Genomic DNA, 18,344 nt, shown 5'->3' on the forward strand with positions numbered 1-18,344 from the left:
TCACGCTCGTCATCCTGGTCGGGCTGTTCCTGGTCCAGCACAAGGGCGTGGCCGCCATCGGCCGCGTGTTCGGGCCCGTGATGCTCGTCTGGTTCCTGGTGCTGGGGCTGCTCGGGATCGCCGGCATCATCGCCAAGCCCGAGATCCTGGCGGCGGCCAACCCGTTGCGGGCGGTGGACTTCCTGGTCCATGCCGGCTGGCATGTCAGCTTCCTGATGCTGGGCGCGGCCTTCCTGGCGGTGACCGGCGGCGAGGCGATGTATGCCGATCTCGGCCATTTCGGCGCCCTGCCGATCCGCATCGCATGGTTCGCGGGGGTGCTCCCGGCGCTCATGCTCAATTACTTCGGCCAGGGCGCCCTGCTGATCGCCGCGCCCGACGCCCTCGAGAACCCGTTCTTCCGCCTCTGCCCAGATTGGGGACACCTGCCGCTGGTCGCCCTGGCCACGATGGCGACCATCATCGCCTCGCAGGCGATCATCTCGGGCGTGTTCTCGCTGACCCAGCAATCGATCCAGCTCGGCTTCCTGCCGGCGATGCGCATCGTGCAGACGGCGCACGAGGAGCGCGGCCAGATCTACGTGCCGGCGGTGAACTGGCTCCTGGCCGCAGCGACCCTCACCGCGGTGGTGGTGTTCGGCTCCTCCGACGCCCTCGCCGGGGCCTACGGGATCGCGGTGTCGATGCTGATGGGCATCACCACGCTGCTCGCCGCGCTCATCGCGCTGCGCTGGGGCTACAATCCGATCCTGGTCTTCGCGGTCAACGGCGCCTTCCTCGCCCTCGACGCCGTGTTCTTCGCCGCCAACAGCGTGAAGCTGTTCGAGGGCGGCTGGTTTCCCCTCGTGCTCGCCGGTCTCGTCGCCCTGATGATGCTGACCTGGAAGAAGGGCAACGAGCTGGTCGAGGAGGCGCGGGCCGCCCTGCGCCTGCCGGAAGACGTATTCCTGACCGGCCTCCAGCACCGCGATCTTCTGCGCCTGCCGGGCACGGCCGCGTTCCTCTCGGCCGCGGAGCACGGGATCCCGCTGCACCTCTCGCGCTTCGTGGAGCGCAACCGCGCCCTGATGGAGCGGATCCTGATCATCACGGCGCTTTATGAGGAGACGCCCACCGTCCCACGAGATCAGCGCGCCCATGTGACGATCCTGGCGCCGGACTTCTACCGGGTGATCCTGCGCTACGGCTTCATGGAGGAGGCCTCGATCCCGGAAGGCCTCGCATGCGCGGTCGAATCCCGCCATCTGCCGCCGCACATCCTCGACGACATGACCATCTTCGTCGGACACGAGACGATCATCCCGCGGAACGACAAGCGGGGCATGGCGCCCTGGCGGGAGAACCTGTTCGCCTTCATGCAGCGCAATGCCGAGCGCACCGGCGCGTTCTTCGGCGTGCCGACCCGGCAGGTCGTGGAGGTCGGCACCGAGATCGAGATCTAGCCCGGCGCCCGAGACATTCCCGCCGCCCGGACAGTCACCGGCGCGACGCGCGGCAGCAGAGGCCGAGTCGTACCGAGAGATCGACGGACCGGCGGACCGTCGAGATCCACCGATCGGGCCCCGGGGATTGGCGCGACCGCCGTCCTGTGCTCCGCGCCGATCCGAACCTGCTTCCGGCGTGCGTGCGCCGAAGCACGGAAACTTGAAGCCGCTCCGCCCCACCGCGGGGAACCGGAGCCGTCCGCCGTCGTTCCGCCCCGACACAGGCGACGCGCCCCCTTTGGGCGCGCCCGATCGGAGAGACAGCATGAACAGGGATCATCTCGAAGGCGGCGTCCGCCATCTGCGCGGTCGGGTCAAGACGGCCGCGGGCGCGGTTCGCGGCCGGGCCGGCGACCAGTTCGAGGGCGCTTACGATCAGGCGGCCGGCGCCGCTCAATACGCCTACGGCGAGGCCCGGGACACGGTGCGCGACCTGCGCCACGGGGGCGAGCACCTCGTCGAGGAGGGGCGCGCCCGGTTCCGTGAGGTCAGCTATCGCGGGCACGCCCTGGCCGACGAGGCGATCGAACGCGGTCATCACTACCGCGATCGCGCGGTGCACCACGGCCGCAGCCTCGCGGCGCGTGCGGACGAGAACCGCGGCGCGACCCTCGCCCTCGTGGCCGCCGTGGCTTTCGGCCTCGGATGGCTGGCGCGGCCGAGCCGCTGAGCGGCCGCATCGACCCTGATCCGGAGCGGGGCGGGCACACGCGTGGCCGCCCCGCCGATCAGAACGCATAAAGACATCTTTATGTCTTGATTGCTTCGTAGGTCGCGGGATGGTAGGGGATTGCCCCGACCCGCAACGCGAACACGGAGCCATCGACTCATGGCCAAGGATTACATCGTCAAGGATATCGGGCTGGCCGATTACGGCCGGAAGGAAATCTCGATCGCCGAGACGGAGATGCCGGGCCTGATGGCGGTCCGCGAGGAGTACGGCGCGGCGCAGCCCCTGAAGGGCGCGAAGATCGCCGGCTCGCTCCACATGACGATCCAGACCGCCGTGCTGATCGAGACCCTGAAGGCGCTCGGCGCCGACATCCGCTGGGTCTCCTGCAACATCTACTCGACCCAGGATCACGCTGCCGCCGCGATCGCCGCCGCCGGCATCCCGGTCTTCGCCGTCAAGGGCGAGACCCTGGAGGAGTACTGGGACTACACCTCGCGCCTGTTCGACTGGCATGACGGCGGCATGCCGAACATGATCCTCGACGACGGCGGCGACGCGACCATGTTCGTCCATCTCGGCCTGCGCGCCGAGAACGGCGATACCGCCTTCCTCGACAAGCCGGAGAGCGAGGAGGAGGAGGTCTTCTTCGCGCTCCTCAAGCGGAAGCTCGCCGAGAAGCCGAAGGGCTGGTTCGCGGGCCTCGCCGACAGCATCAAGGGCGTCTCCGAGGAGACCACCACGGGCGTGCATCGCCTCTACGTGCTCGCCAAGGAAGGCAAGCTGCTCTTCCCGGCGATCAACGTGAACGACTCGGTCACCAAGTCGAAGTTCGACAACCTCTACGGCTGCAAGGAGTCGCTGGTCGACGGCATCCGTCGCGGCACCGACGTGATGATGGCCGGCAAGGTGGCCATGGTCGCGGGCTTCGGCGACGTGGGCAAGGGCTCGGCCGCCTCCCTGCGCAACGCCGGCTGCCGCGTGCTCGTGTCGGAGATCGACCCGATCTGCGCGCTTCAGGCCGCCATGGAGGGCTACGAGGTCGTGACCATGGAGGATGCGGCCCCGCGCGCCGACATCTTCGTCACCGCCACGGGCAACAAGGACATCATCACCATCGAGCACATGCGGGCGATGAAGGACCGGGCCATCGTCTGCAACATCGGCCACTTCGACAACGAGATCCAGGTCGCCGGCCTGAAGAACCTCAAGTGGTCGAACATCAAGCCGCAGGTGGACGAGATCACCTTCGCGGACGGCCACCGCATCATCCTCCTGTCGGAGGGGCGCCTGGTGAACCTCGGCAACGCCACCGGTCACCCGTCCTTCGTGATGTCGGCCTCGTTCACCAACCAGACGCTGGCCCAGATCGAGCTGTGGTCCAACCCGGGCAAGTACCAGAAGCAGGTCTACACCCTGCCGAAGACGCTCGACGAGAAGGTGGCGGCCCTGCACCTGGAGAAGATCGGCGTGAAGCTCTCGAAGCTCCGCCCCGATCAGGCGGCCTATATCGGCGTCGCCGAGAACGGCCCCTTCAAGTCCGAGCACTACCGCTACTGAGCCCGGCGTTCCGGGCGGCGCGCACGGCCCCGATCGCGGGCCGAGCGGCGCGCCGTCCGGTCCCGGCACGCGGCCAGTTCGGCAGGAATCCTGGAGGCCCGGCGCGCTGCGCCGGGCCTTTTCGTTTGTCAAGCACTCGATGCCGATTCGAACTGTGTCTTCTGTGTGTCGTTAACGAGTGATTATGCCGACATCGTCAAAGGCCACGCTTCGTTCCCCTTCCGGGTCGAATCCGCCCCACTGTAGAGTGTGGGCGAATCTTAGATCGGCGGGGCTGCGGCGGTTCGGGAGAATCACTGCAGGAACGGTGCGTTCCGCGCCGCGCGGTGACGCGCGCCGGCCGGACCGCCATCGGGCGCGAGGGCGGGGCGAAGCATGGGTGTCGGTCGTGCGACGCACGTTCGGATCGGCGTGGGCGCACTTGCCCTGATGACGGCGAGCGCGGCGCTCGCCGAGCTGCCGGAGGCCGCCGCGGCGCATCCCGCGCGGGAGATCCACAGCGTGGCCGCCCTGGCGATCCTGGGCGGCCTCGTAGCCTTCGCGGTGATCCTGTCGCTCCTGCACCTGTACGAGCGCGGGCGGTGGACCCGTCGCGAGCGCGAACTCGCCGCGACCCTCGATGTCCTGCGCGGCGCCCACGACCGGGCCGAGATGCTCCTCAACGCCGAGCGCCAGATCATCGTGACCTGGGATCAGCGCAGCGAACCGGTGGTGGAGGGCGACATCAGCCTTGCGATCCACGGCGAACGGCCGGCCTCGGGCTATGCCCGCCGGGTGCTGGCCTTCGGGACCTGGCTCGTCGCCGCCGACGCGACCGCAGTCGAGGCCGCCGTGGAAACCCTGCGGACGCGGGGCACGAGCTTCGCGCTGAGCCTGCGCAGTCAGACCGGCCGGAACATCGAGGCTCACGGGCAGGCCGTGGCGGGACGGGCGCTCCTGCGCCTGCGCGAGACGAGCCAGGAGCGCTGCGAGATCGCCGACCTGCGGGCGACCCTGGACGAGACCCGCCGGGGGCTGTCGGCCCTGTCGGGTCTCCTCGACGCGATCCCGCAGCCGGTCTGGCGGCGCAACCGGGACGGCGGCCTGAGCTGGGTCAACGCCGCCTACGTGGCGGCGGTCGAGGCGGAGAGCCGCGAGGCGGCCCTCGATGCCGGCCTGGAGCTGTTCGACCGGCCGGCGCGGGAGACCATCGCCCGCGAGGAGGCGGCCCGGTTCGCCGGCCTGACCCGAAGCGTTCCGCGCCTCTCGGCCATCGTGGCCGGCAACCGGCGCATGCTCGACGTGTTCGAGACGGGCCTCGAGACCGGCCGGGTCGGCATCGCCATCGACGTGTCGGAACTCGAGAGCGTGCGCGCCGACCTGCAGCGGCAGATGAACGCCAACGTCCGCACCCTCGACCAGCTGCCGACCGCCGTGGCGATGTTCGACGTCTCGCAGCGCCTAATCTTCCACAACGCCGCCTACCGTCAGCTCTGGGACCTCGATCAGGCCTTCCTGGACGGCCGCCCGTCGGACGGCGAGATCCTCGATCACCTCAGGGCAGAGCGGAAGCTCGAGGAGCATGCGGATTTCCGCGGCTGGAAGCAGGGCGTGCTGTCCGCCTACCGGGCCGCGGAGGCGAACCAGACGTGGTGGTACCTGCCCGACGGCCGGACGCTGCGCGTCGTCGCAGATCCCAACCCGCAGGGCGGCCTGACCTACCTGTTCGACGACGTCTCGGATCGCCTGAACGCCGAGTCGCGCTACAACGCCCTCCGGCGGCTGCAGGCCGAGACCCTGGACACGCTGGCCGAGCCGGTGGCCGTGTTCGGCGCGGACGGGCGCCTGACCCTCGCCAACCGGGCCTTCTGCACCGTGTGGCGGCTCGATCCGGCCATGGTCGAGGACCGCCCGCACGTGGACGCCGTCATCGCCGCCTGCCGCACCCTGGCGCCCGCCGAGGAGCCGTGGCTCGATATCCGGGATGCGGTGGTCGGCCTCGAGTCGCGCACCGCCCGCGCGTGCCGGCTTGAGGTGGTGGATGGCACCGTCCTCGACTGCGCGGCGCAGCCGCTCCCGGAGGGCGCGACGCTCCTCACCCTGATCGACGTCACGGCGAGCGTGAACGTCGAGCGGGCCCTCACCGAGAAGAACGACGCCCTGGAGAAGGCCGCGCAACTCCGCGACACCTTCGTGCACCACGTCTCCTACGAGTTGCGCTCGCCGCTCACCAACATCATCGGCTTCACCCAGCTCCTGGGCGACGAGACCGTGGGCGCGCTCAACGAGCGGCAGCGCGAATATGCCGACCACATCATGCGCTCCTCGGCGGCGCTGCTCGTCATCATCAACGACATCCTCGACCTCGCCTCGATCGATGCCGGCTCGCTGGAGCTGCAGCGGGAAGAGGTCGACGTCCAGGCGACGATCGAGGCCGCCGTGCGCGGCATCGAGGATCGGCTGGCGGAATCGCACATCACCCTGGCACTCGACGTGCCGGAGGATATCGGCAGCGTCCATGCGGACGGGAAGCGGGTCCGGCAGATCCTGTTCAACCTGCTGTCCAACGCCGTCGGCTTCTCGGATGCGGGCCAGCGCGTCGAGGTCCATGCCCGCCGCACCGCGCAGGAACTTCTCCTCAGCGTCCGGGACCACGGCCGCGGCATGCCGCCCGAGATCGCCGATTCGGTGTTCAACCGCTTCGAGAGCCACACCCTCGGCACCCGCCATCGCGGTGTCGGTCTCGGCCTGTCGATCGTCCGATCCTTCGTCGAGCTGCATGGCGGCCGGGTCCTGCTGGAGACCGCTCCGGGGAACGGCACCCGCGTGACCTGCACCTTCCCCACCGATCTCGCGGGGCACCCCCGGCGCGAGCCGATCCCCGAATCGCGCCCCCCGGTCCCGCCACAGGCGCCGCCGCGCAAGCCCGGCCTGAGCGTGGCCTCGAGCCGGCTCGAGGCTGCGACATCCGACCGGCGCACATCGCCGTAGCGCTTGCTTCTTCCGGCGGTCCCGCGCAGCAGGAAGCATGTCCGCACACGATCGTTCCGGCTGGGCCGTCTTCGGCATCGGCGATTTCCGCCTGTTCGGCGCGGCCCGTTTCCTGACGGGCCTCGCCTATCAGATGCAGGCCGTAGCGATCGGCTGGTTCGTCTACGATGTGACCCATTCCGCCCTGGCGCTGGGCCTCGTGGGCCTCGCGGGCTTCCTTCCGGCGGTGCTCTGCGCGCTGATCACCGGCCATGTCGCGGATGCCTACGATCGCCGCCTCGTCGGCGCCGCCGCCTTCGCCCTCCAAAGTCTGGCGAGCTTCGGCCTCCTCGCCTGCGCGCTCTCAGGCGTGCACGCCATCTGGCCCATCTACGCCCTCGTCATCCTCGTGGGCACCGCCAGGGCCTTCGCCAACCCGGCCCTCCAGGCGCTGCTGCCGACCCTGGTGCCGGGACCGCTTTTCAGCTCGGCCATCGCGTGGAACGCGTCCCTGTGGCAGAGCGCCTCCGTGATGGGACCGGCGCTCGGCGGCTTCCTCTACGCCCTCGGGCCCGCCGTGGTGTTCGGCGGGGCCGGGGCCAGCTTCGCCGTGGCCAGCGTCCTGACCCTGCTGATCCGCTTCCGGCCGGCGGCGGTGAGCGAGCGGCCGCCGATCACCTGGGCAGCCCTCTCGGCCGGCATCGCCTACATCCGCTCGCAGCCCGTTGTGCTCGGGGCGATCAGCCTCGACCTGTTCACCGTGCTGCTCGGCGGCGCCACGGCGCTGCTGCCGATCTATGCCGACGAGGTGCTGCATGTCGGCCCACTCGGGCTCGGGGCGCTCCGGAGCATGCCGGCCTTCGGCGCGGTCGCCATGGCGGTGCTGCTGGCGAATTACCCCCTGCGGCGCCATGCCGGGCTGCGCATGCTCCGGGCCGCCGCCGTGTTCGGCGCCGCCACGGTCGCCTTCGGGCTCTCGACGTCGCTGCCGCTTTCGATGGCCTGCCTGTTCGTCACGGGCGCCGCCGACATGATCTCGGTCTACGTGCGCCAGACCTTCGTGCAGGGGGAGACGCCGGACGCCATGCGCGGCCGCGTCTCGGCGGTGAACACGGTCTTCATCGGGGCTTCGAACGAACTCGGCGAGTTCGAATCCGGGCTGCTGGCCGCCGCCATCGGGGCGGTCCCGGCGGTGGTGGTCGGGGGCGCCGCGACGATCGGCGTGGCGCTGCTCTGGGGCCGGCTGTTCCCGGCCCTCAAGGCGCGCGACCGGCTGATGGTGAAGGGGTGACGAGATCGGGACGCGGCCGGAGATGCCTCGGCGTCGTCCGCGATGGCCCGCGTCGCCGCCGTGTTCGCGCGCCGAGCGCAGCGATCCAGGCCGGCGCCACGCATGCGGACCTGACGCGGCCCTGGGTCACCGCACGGCACGCGCGATGACGGGCGGAGCCGCGGCGTCCGACAACACCGGACGCCGCGGATCGGGAGAGGTGGCTGCCGCTCAGCGGCCCGCCAGCAGCGGCGACCATGTGGGATCCGACGCGTAGGCGGGCGTCGGGACCGGCTGCTCGACCTTGCCGGTGATGTCGACCATGAACAGCTTGCCGCCGCCCTGACCGCCCGGATCGCGGAAGAACAGCACGTACTGGCCGTTCGGCGCGAAGGTCGGGCCCTCGTTGTGGAAGCCCTCGGTGAGGACGCGCTCGCCGGACCCGTCGGGCTTCGCCACGCAGATGGCGAACCCGCCGTTGCGCTGCCGGGTATAGGCGATCAGGTCGCCCCGGGGCGACCAAGCCGGCTGGGAGGCCGAGCCGGCGCCGAAGGTGATGCGGTGCGGGTTCGAGCCGTCCGCCCCCATCACGTAGACCTGCTGCGAGCCGCCGCGGTCGGACTCGAAGGCGATCTGCGCGCCATCCGGCGAGTAGGTCGGCGAGGTATCGATCGCCATGCCGTTGGTGATCGACCGCTGGGCCTTCGAGGCGATGTCCATGGTCACGATGTCGGCGTTGCCGCCCTGCTGGACGCTCATCACGATCTTGCGGCCGTCCGGGGAGAAACGCGGGCTCGCGCTCATCGAGTCGACATTGCCGAGCGCCTGGCGCGATCCGGTCTCCAGGTTGATGACCTGGACCCGCGGCTGGTGGCCGGTGGCCTGCGCCATGAAGGCGATGTCCTGCGTGGCCGGCGAGTAGCGCGGCGCCACGATCGACATCTCGCCGGTGGTGATGGCCCGGACGTTGGCGCCGTCCTGGTCCATGACCATCAGGCGCTTCCGGCGATTCTCCTTCGGACCGGTCTCGTCCACGAAGGCGATGCGGCTGTCGAACCAGGGGCCGAGGCCGGTGATCTTGGTGTAGACCGCATCGGAGATCAGGTGGCCGGTGCGCCGGACGTTGGCGGCGTCCGTGCCGTATTGCTGGCCGGTCATCTGCTGGCCGGAGGTCACGTCCCAGAGCCGGAACTCGACCTTGACCCGGCCGGCCTCTCGGACGACGCGGCCGGTGACGAGCCCCTGGACGCCGGTGGCGCGCCACTTCTCGAAATTCGGAGCGGCATCGAAGTTCGGCTGCTCCGGGAAGCGGGCGTGTTCGAGGGGCGTGAAATAGCCGGAGCGGCGCAGGTTGTTGGTGACCACGCCGGAGACGAGGCCGCCGAGGCTCGGGTCGCCGCCGAAATCCGCGATGGCGATGGGCATCGGCTGGAAGTTGCCGCCGCCGATGCGCAGCTGCAGCTGCGCCTGGGCGGGCCCCGCCAGGAAGCCCGTCAGCATCACGAGAAGCGCGATCAGGCGCGCGGCATAGGACGTCGGGAGACGCCCGACGAAGGGGAGGTGCAGCATGATGGGTCGGATCCGAGTGACGATCAGACGAGGACGCGGGGACGGCGGTACGCGGGCTGGAAGACCTCAGGTCGCCGTGAACTCGAACTCCGCGTTGATGGCCTTCCAGTCGTTGTAATACGGCGCATAGGTGGCCGGAATGTTGTACGGCGCGCAACGGCGCACCGCCCGGAGCGCGGCCTGCGCGATCGACTGATCCACCGCGCTCGACCCGCCGCGCATGATCCGCGGCTCGGTGCTGAGCGAGCCGTTCGGGTTCAGGCGGATGTCGAGCACCGGCAGGACCACGCCCTGGGCCGCGCCGGGAGGCGCCGAGTAGCAGCGCTCGATCTGCTGCTGGAGCAGGCCGACCAGGGCGTCGCGCAGCGACGGCGACAGACGCTGCGCCGTGCCGGTCGCGGCGCCCAGCGCCGCCACCTTCTGGACCGTGTGACCGGTGGCGCCGGTCGATTGCGACGGCGCCTTCGAAGCCAGCATCGAACGGATATCGCCAGCATTGAACTTGTCGGCGAGTTCGGCCTGCTTGCGCGCCTTGGCCTCGGCGTCGGCCTTCGCCTTCGCATCCGCCATGGCCTTCGCCTTCGCTTTGGCAGCAGCCTCCGCCTTGGCCTTCGCGGCGGCTTCCGCCTTCTCGCGCTCTGCTTCGGCCTTGGCCTCGGCGATCTCCTTCTGGCGCTCGGCCTCCGCCTCGGCCTTCGCCTTGGCGTCCGCGGCCTTCTTGGCGGCTTCCTTCGCGGCTTCCTTGGCCGCTTCGGCCTTGGCGGCGGCCTCGGCCTTGGCCTTCGCGGCGGCCTTCTGCGCGGCGGCCTCGGCTTCGGCCTCCTGCTTCTCGATCAGCTTCTCGAGCTGTTCGCGCTTCTCGGCTTCGGCCTTGGCAGCGGCGGCCTCGGACTTGGCCTTCGCCTCGGCCTTGGCGGCCTTGTCGGCCGCAGCCTTCTCCGCGGCGGCCTTCTCCGCAGCCTTCTCCGCAGCCTTGGCGGCCGCCTTCTCGGCGTCGCGCTTCTCCTGCGCCGCCTTCGCGGCCTGAGCCGCCTCCTGCGGATCCGGCTCGCCGCGGAGCGGCATCTCCTCCGCGTTGGCGAGCTTCATCTCGGCGGTGCGGGTGGGGGCGGTGGGGGCGTCGGTCTTGGCGTTCTCGGGCTCGCGATCCTCGAACTTCTCGGCCTTGCGGTCCGCCCGCGACGTCGCGTTCGGCATCGGCTTGTCGGCCTGCCGCTCACCCTTGGTGATCTCGGAGAACTGGTTCTCGGTGATCACCTCGACGGGCACGCCCTCCTGGGCCTCCGGCAGGGCCGGGGCCGCAACGCTGACGAGCGCCAGCGCGAGCAGCGCGACATGGGTGCCGGCTGAGATCCAGACACCCGGTTCCTTGCGGTCGAAGCGGAACTCCACGGGACGGCCCTACTGATGCTCAGGCTCGGTGACGAGGGCGACCTTCTTGAAGCCGCCGCCGGTCACGATCGCCATCACCTGCGCCACGCGGCCGTAATCGACCCGCTTGTCGCCGCGCACGAAGACGCGCTCCTCGGTCCCGGTCTTGGCGGTCTCCATGAGCTTCGGCACGATCGTGTCGTCCGTCAGCTCGTCCTCGCCCAGGAAGACCTGGCCGGTCTGGCGGATCGACAGGGTGATCGGCTTCACGTCGGAATTCAGCGGGGAGGCCTTGGATTGTGGCAGATCCAGGGGAACGCCCACGGTCATCATCGGCGCCGCGACCATGAAGATGATCAGGAGAACGAGCACGACGTCGATGAACGGCGTCATGTTGATCTCGTTGATGGGACCGCCGCGGCGGCCCCGGCGCCGGCGGCGCTTGCCGCCCTGCGATGCGCCCGCTGCCATGCCCATGGATCATTCTCCTCTGGATCAGCCGGGTCAGGCGGCGAGCGGCAGCCGCTCGTCGATCTGGCGGGAGAGGATGGCGGAGAACTCGTCGGCGAAGCCCTCGAGGCGCGACTGCGCCTTGGTCACCTCGGCCTGGAGCTTGTTGTAGGCGAGCACCGCCGGGATCGCGGCGAACAGGCCGATGGCGGTGGCGAACAGCGCCTCGGCGATGCCGGGAGCGACGACCGCGAGCGACGTGTTCTTCGAGGCCGCGATCGACGTGAAGGCGGTCATGATGCCCCAGACCGTGCCGAACAGGCCGATATACGGGCCGGCCGAACCGATCGAAGCGAGGAACAGGAGCCGCGACTCAAGCCGCTCGACCTCGCGGTGGATGGTGACGTCGAGCTGCTTCTCGATGCGTTGCGAGAGCGACTGGATCTGCCGGCCGGATCCCTCGAAGGAGCGCTTCCACTCCCGCATGGCGGCGACGAAGACGGCGGCGAGGCCGGTGGCCGGACGGTCGTTGAACGAGCGGAACAGCTCCTCCAGGGAGCGGCCGGACCAGAACGCGTCCTCGAACGCGTCCATCTCGGCCTTCGTCCGGCGGAACAGAAGTGTCTTGTCGACGATGATCGACCAGCACCAGATCGAGGCGCTGAGCAGCCCGATCATCACGATCTTCACGACGAAGTGGGCCTGCAGGAACAGGCCGAGCAGCGTCATGTCGGCGACAGGCGCGGCCTGCATCGCGTCGGCTGGGTTCATCCGTCGAGATCTCCTGCTCCGGATCGCGATGCGCCGGGCGAGGCCCGCGTCCGTCGGATCCGTGAGCGATATCAACGCTGTCGCCCGCGAATCTGTCGAAAGTAAGGGCCGTCGGCGGCCCCGCGCCCCGCCGTGGCATCGCCTCCGTTAAGGGCGCGGCAGGGTTAAGGATCGGTTTCGATCCAGGCGATCCTGAGGCACCGGACGCGGGCTTCCGGGCCATTCGGGCTGGACCTGCCGAAAGAGCCTCCCGTATGGTCGCCGCCAGCGGCGCCGAGTCGAGAGCCCTGAGATCCACGCAGGACGCGCATGACCCTCCCCGTTCCCAGCTTGCCCGACCTTCTGCCCACCGGCCCGGCCCGGTTCCTGGGCTGGTCCATGATCGCGGACCCGATGGTGGCCGGCTTCCTGGCGCGCGCGGGTTTCGATGCCGTGCTCTTGGATCAACAGCACGGCACCCACGATTACAAATCTTGTTGTGCGGCGATCACGGAAGTGGCGCTGGCCGGCAAATCGACGCTGGTGCGGGTGCCGGTGGGCGACTTCGCCATGGTCTCGCGGATGCTCGATGCCGGCGCCGCCGGCGTCGTGGCGCCGATGATCAACACCGTGGCGGACGCCGAGGCGTTCGCCGCCGCCGCGAAATTCCCACCGGTGGGCCAGCGGAGTTGGGGGCCGGACCGGGCCATGTGGCTGTCGGGGCTCCGGAACGGGGCGGATTATCTCGCAGGCGCCAACGACCGGGCCCTCACGATCGCCATGTGCGAGACCCAGGCGGCGATCGCCGACTTGGAGGCGATTCTCGCCGTACCGGGCATCGACGGGATCCTGGTCGGGCCCGCCGACCTGTCGATCGCCCTGTCGCAGGGGACCGTCATCGATCCCCTGGGATCGGCGGTGACGGCAGCCCTCAGCGAGATCGCGCGCAAGACCCGGGCGGCCGGCAAGATCCCCTGCGCCTTCGCGCCATCTCCTGCGCGGGCGCGGGAAATGGTCGGGATGGGCTACCAGCTGGTCTCGATCGAGTATGACGCGATGACCATCGTCAACGCCTTCGCCCGCGTGCTGTGCGAGGCCGATCCATCCCGGGCGGGCTGAGCTCCGGGTAGGCTTGCATTGGCAAGCCGACGGATGATCCGCTCATGGCGCTGGCTGATGCCGGGTATCCGCCGCAGAGCCGGCGGCCGCTTTTGCAAAATCTGGTCAGGCGGCCTCTCCCGGCGCGAGACGCCGCCGGAGCGCGTCCGGGAGGCGCACGGCGCGCCCGTCCCGCACGCAAGCGACTGTCACATCGGCGGAAACCAGAACGGCATCGCCCCGCCGGACGTCCTGGGCCAGGTGCATCGATGCGCCGCGCAGGGCGCGGGTCCGGGTGACGACGGTCAGGAGATCGTCCATCCGGGCCGGCCGAATGAAATCGAGGCTCATGCGCCGCACGACGAAGACGAGACCCCGGGCGTCGCGGTGCAGATCGGACTGATCGCCGGCGAGTTCCCGCAGGAGTTCCGTGCGGCCGCGCTCCAGGAAGCGCAGATAGCTCGCATGATACACGAAGCCCGAGAAATCGGTGTCCTCGTAGTAGACCCGCACGCCCAGCCGGTGGCCCTGGCCATCGACCTCGGCCGTTTCGTGCATGGGGGGCTCGATCGCGCTCATGCGCTCCTTTAGCGACGGCCTGAGCGACGGCGCAACACGACGAGGGCCGCCCGGGGGCGGCCCTCGCACAGATCAGCGATGACGCGCGGCTCAGCCGCCGATGCGGGCCGCGAGGCTCGCCGAATGGGCGTGCTCGTCGGCGATGTAGGGCAGCGCCTCGGTGGCGAACTTGCGGCCCTGGGCGTTGTCGCCGGACTTGGCGTAGGCGTCGTAGAGCGCCAGGGTGCGGGCGTCAGAGCGGGCCTGCTGGTCGATATAGGTCCGGTCGAACGCCCGGCCGCTGCGCGCCGCCTGGAGCTGCGCCAGACGCGCCTGACCGCGGTCACCGAGGGCCACGCGGCGGCCCGGCTCGGCCGGGTTGTTGTCGACGAGCCCGACCGCGCCGAGAGCGCCGCCGACGATGCTGGTGCCGATATTGGCAGCCACCGTGACCGGGGCGAGCACGAGGCCGACCGGGTTGCTCAGGTCGGTGCGGATGCCCTGGTTATCAGACACGACCGAGCCGCTGCGCGACAGCGAGGTGTTCGGCGGCAGCAGCGCGTCGGTGGTCGCCTTGCGCTCGACGAGGACGCGGTTGGCGTAGTTGCGGACCTGCGGGTTCCGCGACCGCTGAAGGGCCATGCGGCTCGCCTCGATGCTGGCAGCATCCGAGCGGAGCGCCTCGGCCCGGAAGGCGGGCGTCTCGGTCGCAGCGGCGCCGACGCCGTCCTGATTGGCGAAGGGCAGCACGCGGATCGGAAGGGCGTCCTGCGCGAAGGCCGGCGCAGAGATGGCGGCGACGGACAGGCCGAGCACGGCGAGCGTAAGCTTCTTCATGGCGGAAGTTTATCCCTGACGTTGTTTTTGAGATCTCGAAGATCTGTCGCGATCAGAGAGACAGGGCCTCGATCCCAACAGGCTTGCCGGCGCCCAGCAGACTGAGCGCGGTCGCCTCCACAACTGTCGCGTTTGGGCGCTGTTCCATGGGATCCGTCACTTTTTTCGTGCAGATCCTCGTCCAAGTCAGCAATTAAGCTTAGCAATATTGCTTGAGCGCCGTCGTCAAAAGGGCTTGCATCGCAGAGACTTATTGATGCCGCACCGCAAAACCTCTTCGCGGGAGCGTCGTTTTTCGGGGCAATCGGCGCATGAGCCGCGGGAAATGCTGATCCGAACTCCATGCATGGGCAGGTCGGCGGCGGGCCTTACGGCGCGTCGTCTCCGAAGAAGCCGAACTGTCCCGGCGTCTCGCGCTTCGGTTCCGGCAGCTGCATGTGGCGGTAGGCGTGCCGGGTGAGGACGCGGCCGCGGGGAGTGCGCTGCACGAAGCCGCGCTGGATGAGATACGGCTCGATGATGTCCTCGATCGCGTCGCGCGGCTCCGACAGGGCCGCCCCGATCGTCTCGATCCCCACGGGGCCGCCCCCGAAGGAGCGCGCGATCAGGCTCAGGTACTTGCGGTCCATCACGTCGAGCCCGGCCGCGTCCACGTCGAGCAGCTGCAGCGCCCGGTCGGCGATCGCCCGCGTCACCGTCTCGGCCTCCGCCACCACGGCGAAGTCCCGCACCCGCCGCAGGAGACGCCCGGCGATCCGCGGCGTGCCCCGCGCCCGCCGGGCGATCTCGTTGGCGCCCTCCGCCGACATCCCCAGGCCCAGGACCCGCGCCCCGCGCGCCACGATCTGCTCCAGCTCGTCGATCTCGTAGAATTCCAGCCGGATCGGGATCCCGAACCGGTCGCGCAGCGGCGTGGTCAGCAGCCCCGCCCGGGTCGTGGCGCCCACCAGCGTGAACTTCGGCAGCTCGATCTTGACCGAGCGCGCCGCCGGGCCCTCGCCGATGATCAGGTCGAGCTGGTAATCCTCCATGGCCGGGTAGAGGATCTCCTCCACCGCCGGGTTGAGCCGGTGGATCTCGTCGATGAACAGGACGTCGCGCTCCTCCAGGTTGGTGAGCTGCGCGGCCAGGTCCCCGGCCTTGGCGATCACCGGGCCGGAGGTCGAGCGGAAGTTCACGCCGAGTTCGCGCGCCACGATCTGGGCGAGCGTCGTCTTGCCCAGGCCCGGGGGGCCGACGAACAGCACGTGGTCCAGCGCCTGGCCGGTCTTCCGCGCCGCCTCGATGAACACCTGCATGTTCGCCCGCGCCGCACGCTGCCCGATGAACTCGGACAGGCTCAGAGGGCGGATCGTCTGATCCACATCTTCGGCACGCTTCTCCGGCGTCAGGAGCGCGTTGGTCGGAGGCTTCGGCTTGCTCATGAACCCTTGCTTCGTGGACCGAGCCGCGCAGCCCGCGATCAGGGACCTCGCAGGACGTCAGGACACCGGCGCGTCCGGTTTTGTTCTTCCTTACTCGCGAATGCCGGGAAATCTAAGCGCCGCGGCCGCGGATGTGAGAGGGCGCACGGCTCACAGCAACGGATGCAACCGAACCGGCGGCCCGTGCATTCCTGAAGCGAATCCCCAAGCACGGCCGCAGAGCGCGTTTCCCGCCATGAAGATCCTTTTGATTGCCGCCGGCGCAGCCGGCGCCGCATTGTTCCTCATGCCGCTCGCGGCTCAGGCCGCACCCACCCCTGTCGAAACCAAGGTCGCCGAAGCCGATCCGCAGGTTCACGGCGCGACCGTGGAGCGGGACGACGACGTCACCTGCAGCCGGGCCCGTCGCCGCCTGTGGATCGAAGGGGAGGGCTGGGTGGTCCGGCGGATCACCACCTGCCGGTGAGTGTGCCGCATCCGAGGGTCGATCGTGCCGGTATGAGGGGTTATTCAGCACTCTCCGCGGCTGGAAACGCGGAACGGCGGATGATCCGGTCTGTTGGCCCCGCATCCGGCGCGGATCGAGCGCGCCGCCCCTCATCGGAGCCGGCCTCATGACAAACCGGATGGTCCTGACGCTGATCGCCCTGGCGGCGGCTGCGCCCGCGTCGGCGCAGACCTTCCGGAGCATCGAGCCCTACGCGCCGGTCTCGTACGGTTCGGGCTATGCCGGCGATCCGAGCTTCGCCGGCGAATTCGTGCGCGGAACCTATATCGGCGCTCCGCTGACCCGCGTGCCGCGCCCGAGCCAGATCGTGCCCGCCCCGTGGAGCTACGGCACTTACGGCATCCCGACGGTGACGGGGATTCCGGCCGCTCCGGCGGCCCAGCCGACCCTGACGGTGATCAACGCCGCGCCCAAGGCTCGGCGCCACGAGCGCGCGGTCGGCGCAGACCCGGTGGCCGGGGCACGGGTCATCGCGGTTCAGGTTCCCCGGCGGTGAGCGCCGCAAACCACGGTGCGTAGGTCGTGTTGCGGACGAGGTGCCGGTTCAGGTCTGGCGCGCCGTCCGTCCACCAGACCGGCCCGCGCTCGCCGAGGGCGATCTTGGCCGCGTCGACTGTGGCCCTGGCGGCCGTCAGCGCTTCCGCGGCCCCCGCTTCGCCGGCCCGCTCAGCCTGCTTGGCGTGTTTGACGTCCCGGCGCGCCGTCATCAGGCGCTTCACCAGCGCCTCCCTGCAGGCCTCTGACAAATCCGGGTTGGCGCAGCGCCACAGGCGTTCCCGAACAACGATATAGCGCCGATCCGGAGTGGTAATCGCCACGCTCATGCTGAAATCAGCTCCGTTGGGGGGGAGTTAAGCCTTCCAGCTTAAACCGCGGATCTCAGTTGCGGGTCACGCCATGCAGATTGTCATCGTCGACTCGAGCCGCGTCGTGCTGCAGATCATCACGTCGCTGATCGAGCCTCGGGGCCACGCGGTGCACGCCTTCACGGATTCCGAGCAGGCGCTGCAATTCCTGGCGGCGACGCCCGCGGTTCGCGTCCTGATCACCAGCCTGGAGGTCCGGCCGCTCTGTGGGCTGGAACTCTGCTGGTCGGCCCGGCTCCTCGCGGAATCCCGGGGGCCTCTGCACGTCATCACCATGTCGTCGGCGCGCAACGTCCGCAGCCTGGCCGAGGCCCTCGACAGCGGCGCCGACGACTTCATCGAGAAGCCGCCGAGCGCCGAGGAACTGAATGCGCGGCTGCGCGCGGCGGAGCGCCTGACGACCCTGCAAGAGGAATTGATCCGCCTCGCCGAAACGGACCCGTTGACCGGCTCCTACAACCGGCGCGCCTTCTTCAACCGGGCGCGCATCGCCGTGGAGCAGCACCGGACCCCGCCCGCGATCTCGGCGATCCTGCTCGACATCGACCATTTCAAACGCATCAACGACGAGCACGGTCACGATGTCGGCGACGTGGCGATCAAGGCCGTGGCCGAGACGATCTCCGGGGAGGGGATCGCCGGACGCCTCGGCGGGGAAGAATTCGCCGTGATCCTGCCGGGCTGCAGCCTTCTGAGGGCGGTGGCGCATGCCGAATATCTTCGTATCGGCGTCCAGGCCCTGAAGATCCGCGGGACCAAGGGGCCGGTGGGCTTGAGCTGCAGCTTCGGCGTCAGCACGTGGCGCGACGGCGACAGCATCGAGGCCCTGGTCAAGCGGGCGGACATCGCCCTCTACGCCGCCAAGGGAAGCGGCCGGAACCGGGTGGTGCCGGACCGGGGCGAGGGGGCCCGGGCCGTCGCAGGTTGAGACGGCGGGGCAGGCCCAAATCGGCACAGTCTGTCGAACAGTGTTCGGACGT

At 69.7% G+C, this 18,344-nt stretch carries 17 protein-coding genes; 9 read left to right on the forward strand and 8 right to left on the reverse strand.

The window, feature by feature from the left end:
- The 5 genes from ABIC70_RS16470 to ABIC70_RS16490 form a co-directional block, all read left to right on the forward strand.
- Positions 1–1,442: KUP/HAK/KT family potassium transporter (locus tag ABIC70_RS16470; RefSeq protein WP_354440167.1), on the forward strand; the 1,442-nt coding region annotated here is incomplete at its 5' end.
- A gap of 307 nt (positions 1,443–1,749) precedes the next feature.
- Positions 1,750–2,154 (forward strand): CsbD family protein, encoded by a 405-nt coding sequence (locus ABIC70_RS16475; protein WP_354440169.1) that lies wholly within the window; start codon positions 1,750–1,752, stop codon positions 2,152–2,154.
- A gap of 159 nt (positions 2,155–2,313) precedes the next feature.
- Positions 2,314–3,714: an adenosylhomocysteinase gene (ahcY, locus tag ABIC70_RS16480; RefSeq protein ID WP_043353165.1), complete on the forward strand. Its 1,401-nt coding sequence runs from the start codon at positions 2,314–2,316 to the stop codon at positions 3,712–3,714.
- Positions 3,715–4,089: 375 nt separating this feature from the next.
- The gene (locus ABIC70_RS16485) at positions 4,090–6,684 is read left to right on the forward strand and encodes a sensor histidine kinase (RefSeq protein WP_043353163.1); all 2,595 of its coding nucleotides are present in this window, start codon (positions 4,090–4,092) and stop codon (positions 6,682–6,684) included.
- Between the two features lie 37 nt (positions 6,685–6,721).
- Positions 6,722–7,954 carry an MFS transporter gene (locus ABIC70_RS16490; RefSeq protein ID WP_354440171.1) on the forward strand — a complete coding sequence of 411 codons (1,233 nt, stop codon included), beginning with the start codon at positions 6,722–6,724 and terminating at the stop codon, positions 7,952–7,954.
- Between the two features lie 210 nt (positions 7,955–8,164).
- On the opposite strand, the gene tolB is transcribed toward ABIC70_RS16490, so the two are convergent.
- The 4 genes from tolB to tolQ form a co-directional block, all read right to left on the reverse strand.
- The gene (gene tolB / locus ABIC70_RS16495; protein WP_043387949.1) at positions 8,165–9,502 is read right to left on the reverse strand and encodes a Tol-Pal system beta propeller repeat protein TolB; all 1,338 of its coding nucleotides are present in this window, start codon (positions 9,500–9,502) and stop codon (positions 8,165–8,167) included.
- A gap of 66 nt (positions 9,503–9,568) precedes the next feature.
- On the reverse strand, positions 9,569–10,894 hold the full coding sequence (gene tolA / locus ABIC70_RS16500; protein WP_043387948.1) for a cell envelope integrity protein TolA: 1,326 nt from the start codon (positions 10,892–10,894) through the stop codon (positions 9,569–9,571).
- A gap of 9 nt (positions 10,895–10,903) precedes the next feature.
- Positions 10,904–11,350, reverse strand: coding sequence for an ExbD/TolR family protein (locus ABIC70_RS16505; protein ID WP_043349109.1), 447 nt, complete (start codon positions 11,348–11,350; stop codon positions 10,904–10,906).
- A gap of 27 nt (positions 11,351–11,377) precedes the next feature.
- Positions 11,378–12,094 carry a protein TolQ gene (gene tolQ, locus ABIC70_RS16510; protein ID WP_043349106.1) on the reverse strand — a complete coding sequence of 239 codons (717 nt, stop codon included), beginning with the start codon at positions 12,092–12,094 and terminating at the stop codon, positions 11,378–11,380.
- 309 nt (positions 12,095–12,403) lie between these two features.
- Between tolQ and ABIC70_RS16515 the strand changes: the two genes are divergently transcribed.
- Positions 12,404–13,192 carry an HpcH/HpaI aldolase family protein gene (locus tag ABIC70_RS16515; protein ID WP_043349105.1) on the forward strand — a complete coding sequence of 263 codons (789 nt, stop codon included), beginning with the start codon at positions 12,404–12,406 and terminating at the stop codon, positions 13,190–13,192.
- Between the two features lie 105 nt (positions 13,193–13,297).
- Here the strand turns inward: ABIC70_RS16515 and ybgC are convergent, their stop codons facing one another.
- The 3 genes from ybgC to ruvB form a co-directional block, all read right to left on the reverse strand.
- Positions 13,298–13,750 (reverse strand): tol-pal system-associated acyl-CoA thioesterase, encoded by a 453-nt coding sequence (gene ybgC / locus ABIC70_RS16520; protein ID WP_354440175.1) that lies wholly within the window; start codon positions 13,748–13,750, stop codon positions 13,298–13,300.
- Between the two features lie 90 nt (positions 13,751–13,840).
- Entirely contained in the window at positions 13,841–14,566 is a 726-nt protein-coding gene (locus ABIC70_RS16525) for a DUF4142 domain-containing protein (RefSeq protein WP_354440177.1), read from the reverse strand.
- A gap of 368 nt (positions 14,567–14,934) precedes the next feature.
- On the reverse strand, positions 14,935–15,990 hold the full coding sequence (gene ruvB, locus ABIC70_RS16530) for a Holliday junction branch migration DNA helicase RuvB (RefSeq protein ID WP_043349101.1): 1,056 nt from the start codon (positions 15,988–15,990) through the stop codon (positions 14,935–14,937).
- 235 nt (positions 15,991–16,225) lie between these two features.
- Here ruvB and ABIC70_RS16535 point away from each other — a divergent pair, with 235 nt between their 5' ends.
- Complete coding sequence (locus ABIC70_RS16535) at positions 16,226–16,456, forward strand: hypothetical protein (protein WP_354440179.1); 231 nt, start codon at positions 16,226–16,228, stop codon at positions 16,454–16,456.
- A 148-nt stretch (positions 16,457–16,604) separates the two neighbouring features.
- A complete protein-coding gene (locus ABIC70_RS16540) occupies positions 16,605–16,994 on the forward strand; it encodes a hypothetical protein (protein WP_345821426.1) in 390 nt (129 codons plus the stop codon).
- Here ABIC70_RS16540 and ABIC70_RS16545 read toward each other — a convergent pair.
- Positions 16,966–17,322: a hypothetical protein gene (locus ABIC70_RS16545; protein ID WP_354440181.1), complete on the reverse strand. Its 357-nt coding sequence runs from the start codon at positions 17,320–17,322 to the stop codon at positions 16,966–16,968. The genes ABIC70_RS16540 and ABIC70_RS16545 overlap by 29 nt on opposite strands.
- Before the next feature lie 73 nt (positions 17,323–17,395).
- On the opposite strand from ABIC70_RS16545, the gene ABIC70_RS16550 reads away from it, so the two are divergent.
- The gene (locus ABIC70_RS16550) at positions 17,396–18,292 is read left to right on the forward strand and encodes a GGDEF domain-containing protein (RefSeq protein ID WP_043349093.1); all 897 of its coding nucleotides are present in this window, start codon (positions 17,396–17,398) and stop codon (positions 18,290–18,292) included.
- Positions 18,293–18,344: the final 52 nt, after the last annotated feature.

Origin of the sequence: Methylobacterium sp. 1973 (assembly GCF_040545035.1) — a bacterium.
Lineage (GTDB): Bacteria > Pseudomonadota > Alphaproteobacteria > Rhizobiales > Beijerinckiaceae > Methylobacterium > Methylobacterium fujisawaense.

Coding starts and splice junctions, on each gene's coding strand:
- ABIC70_RS16550 (WP_043349093.1), top strand. CDS start 17,396: ATGCAGATTGTCATCGTCGACTCGAGCCGCGTCGTGCTGCAGATCATC.
- ABIC70_RS16505 (WP_043349109.1), bottom strand. CDS start 11,350: ATGGGCATGGCAGCGGGCGCATCGCAGGGCGGCAAGCGCCGCCGGCGC.
- ABIC70_RS16515 (WP_043349105.1), top strand. CDS start 12,404: ATGACCCTCCCCGTTCCCAGCTTGCCCGACCTTCTGCCCACCGGCCCG.
- tolB (WP_043387949.1), bottom strand. CDS start 9,502: ATGCTGCACCTCCCCTTCGTCGGGCGTCTCCCGACGTCCTATGCCGCG.
- ruvB (WP_043349101.1), bottom strand. CDS start 15,990: ATGAGCAAGCCGAAGCCTCCGACCAACGCGCTCCTGACGCCGGAGAAG.
- ABIC70_RS16535 (WP_354440179.1), top strand. CDS start 16,226: ATGAAGATCCTTTTGATTGCCGCCGGCGCAGCCGGCGCCGCATTGTTC.
- ahcY (WP_043353165.1), top strand. CDS start 2,314: ATGGCCAAGGATTACATCGTCAAGGATATCGGGCTGGCCGATTACGGC.
- ybgC (WP_354440175.1), bottom strand. CDS start 13,750: ATGAGCGCGATCGAGCCCCCCATGCACGAAACGGCCGAGGTCGATGGC.
- ABIC70_RS16545 (WP_354440181.1), bottom strand. CDS start 17,322: ATGAGCGTGGCGATTACCACTCCGGATCGGCGCTATATCGTTGTTCGG.
- ABIC70_RS16475 (WP_354440169.1), top strand. CDS start 1,750: ATGAACAGGGATCATCTCGAAGGCGGCGTCCGCCATCTGCGCGGTCGG.
- ABIC70_RS16525 (WP_354440177.1), bottom strand. CDS start 14,566: ATGAAGAAGCTTACGCTCGCCGTGCTCGGCCTGTCCGTCGCCGCCATC.
- tolQ (WP_043349106.1), bottom strand. CDS start 12,094: ATGAACCCAGCCGACGCGATGCAGGCCGCGCCTGTCGCCGACATGACG.
- ABIC70_RS16485 (WP_043353163.1), top strand. CDS start 4,090: ATGGGTGTCGGTCGTGCGACGCACGTTCGGATCGGCGTGGGCGCACTT.
- ABIC70_RS16540 (WP_345821426.1), top strand. CDS start 16,605: ATGACAAACCGGATGGTCCTGACGCTGATCGCCCTGGCGGCGGCTGCG.
- ABIC70_RS16490 (WP_354440171.1), top strand. CDS start 6,722: ATGTCCGCACACGATCGTTCCGGCTGGGCCGTCTTCGGCATCGGCGAT.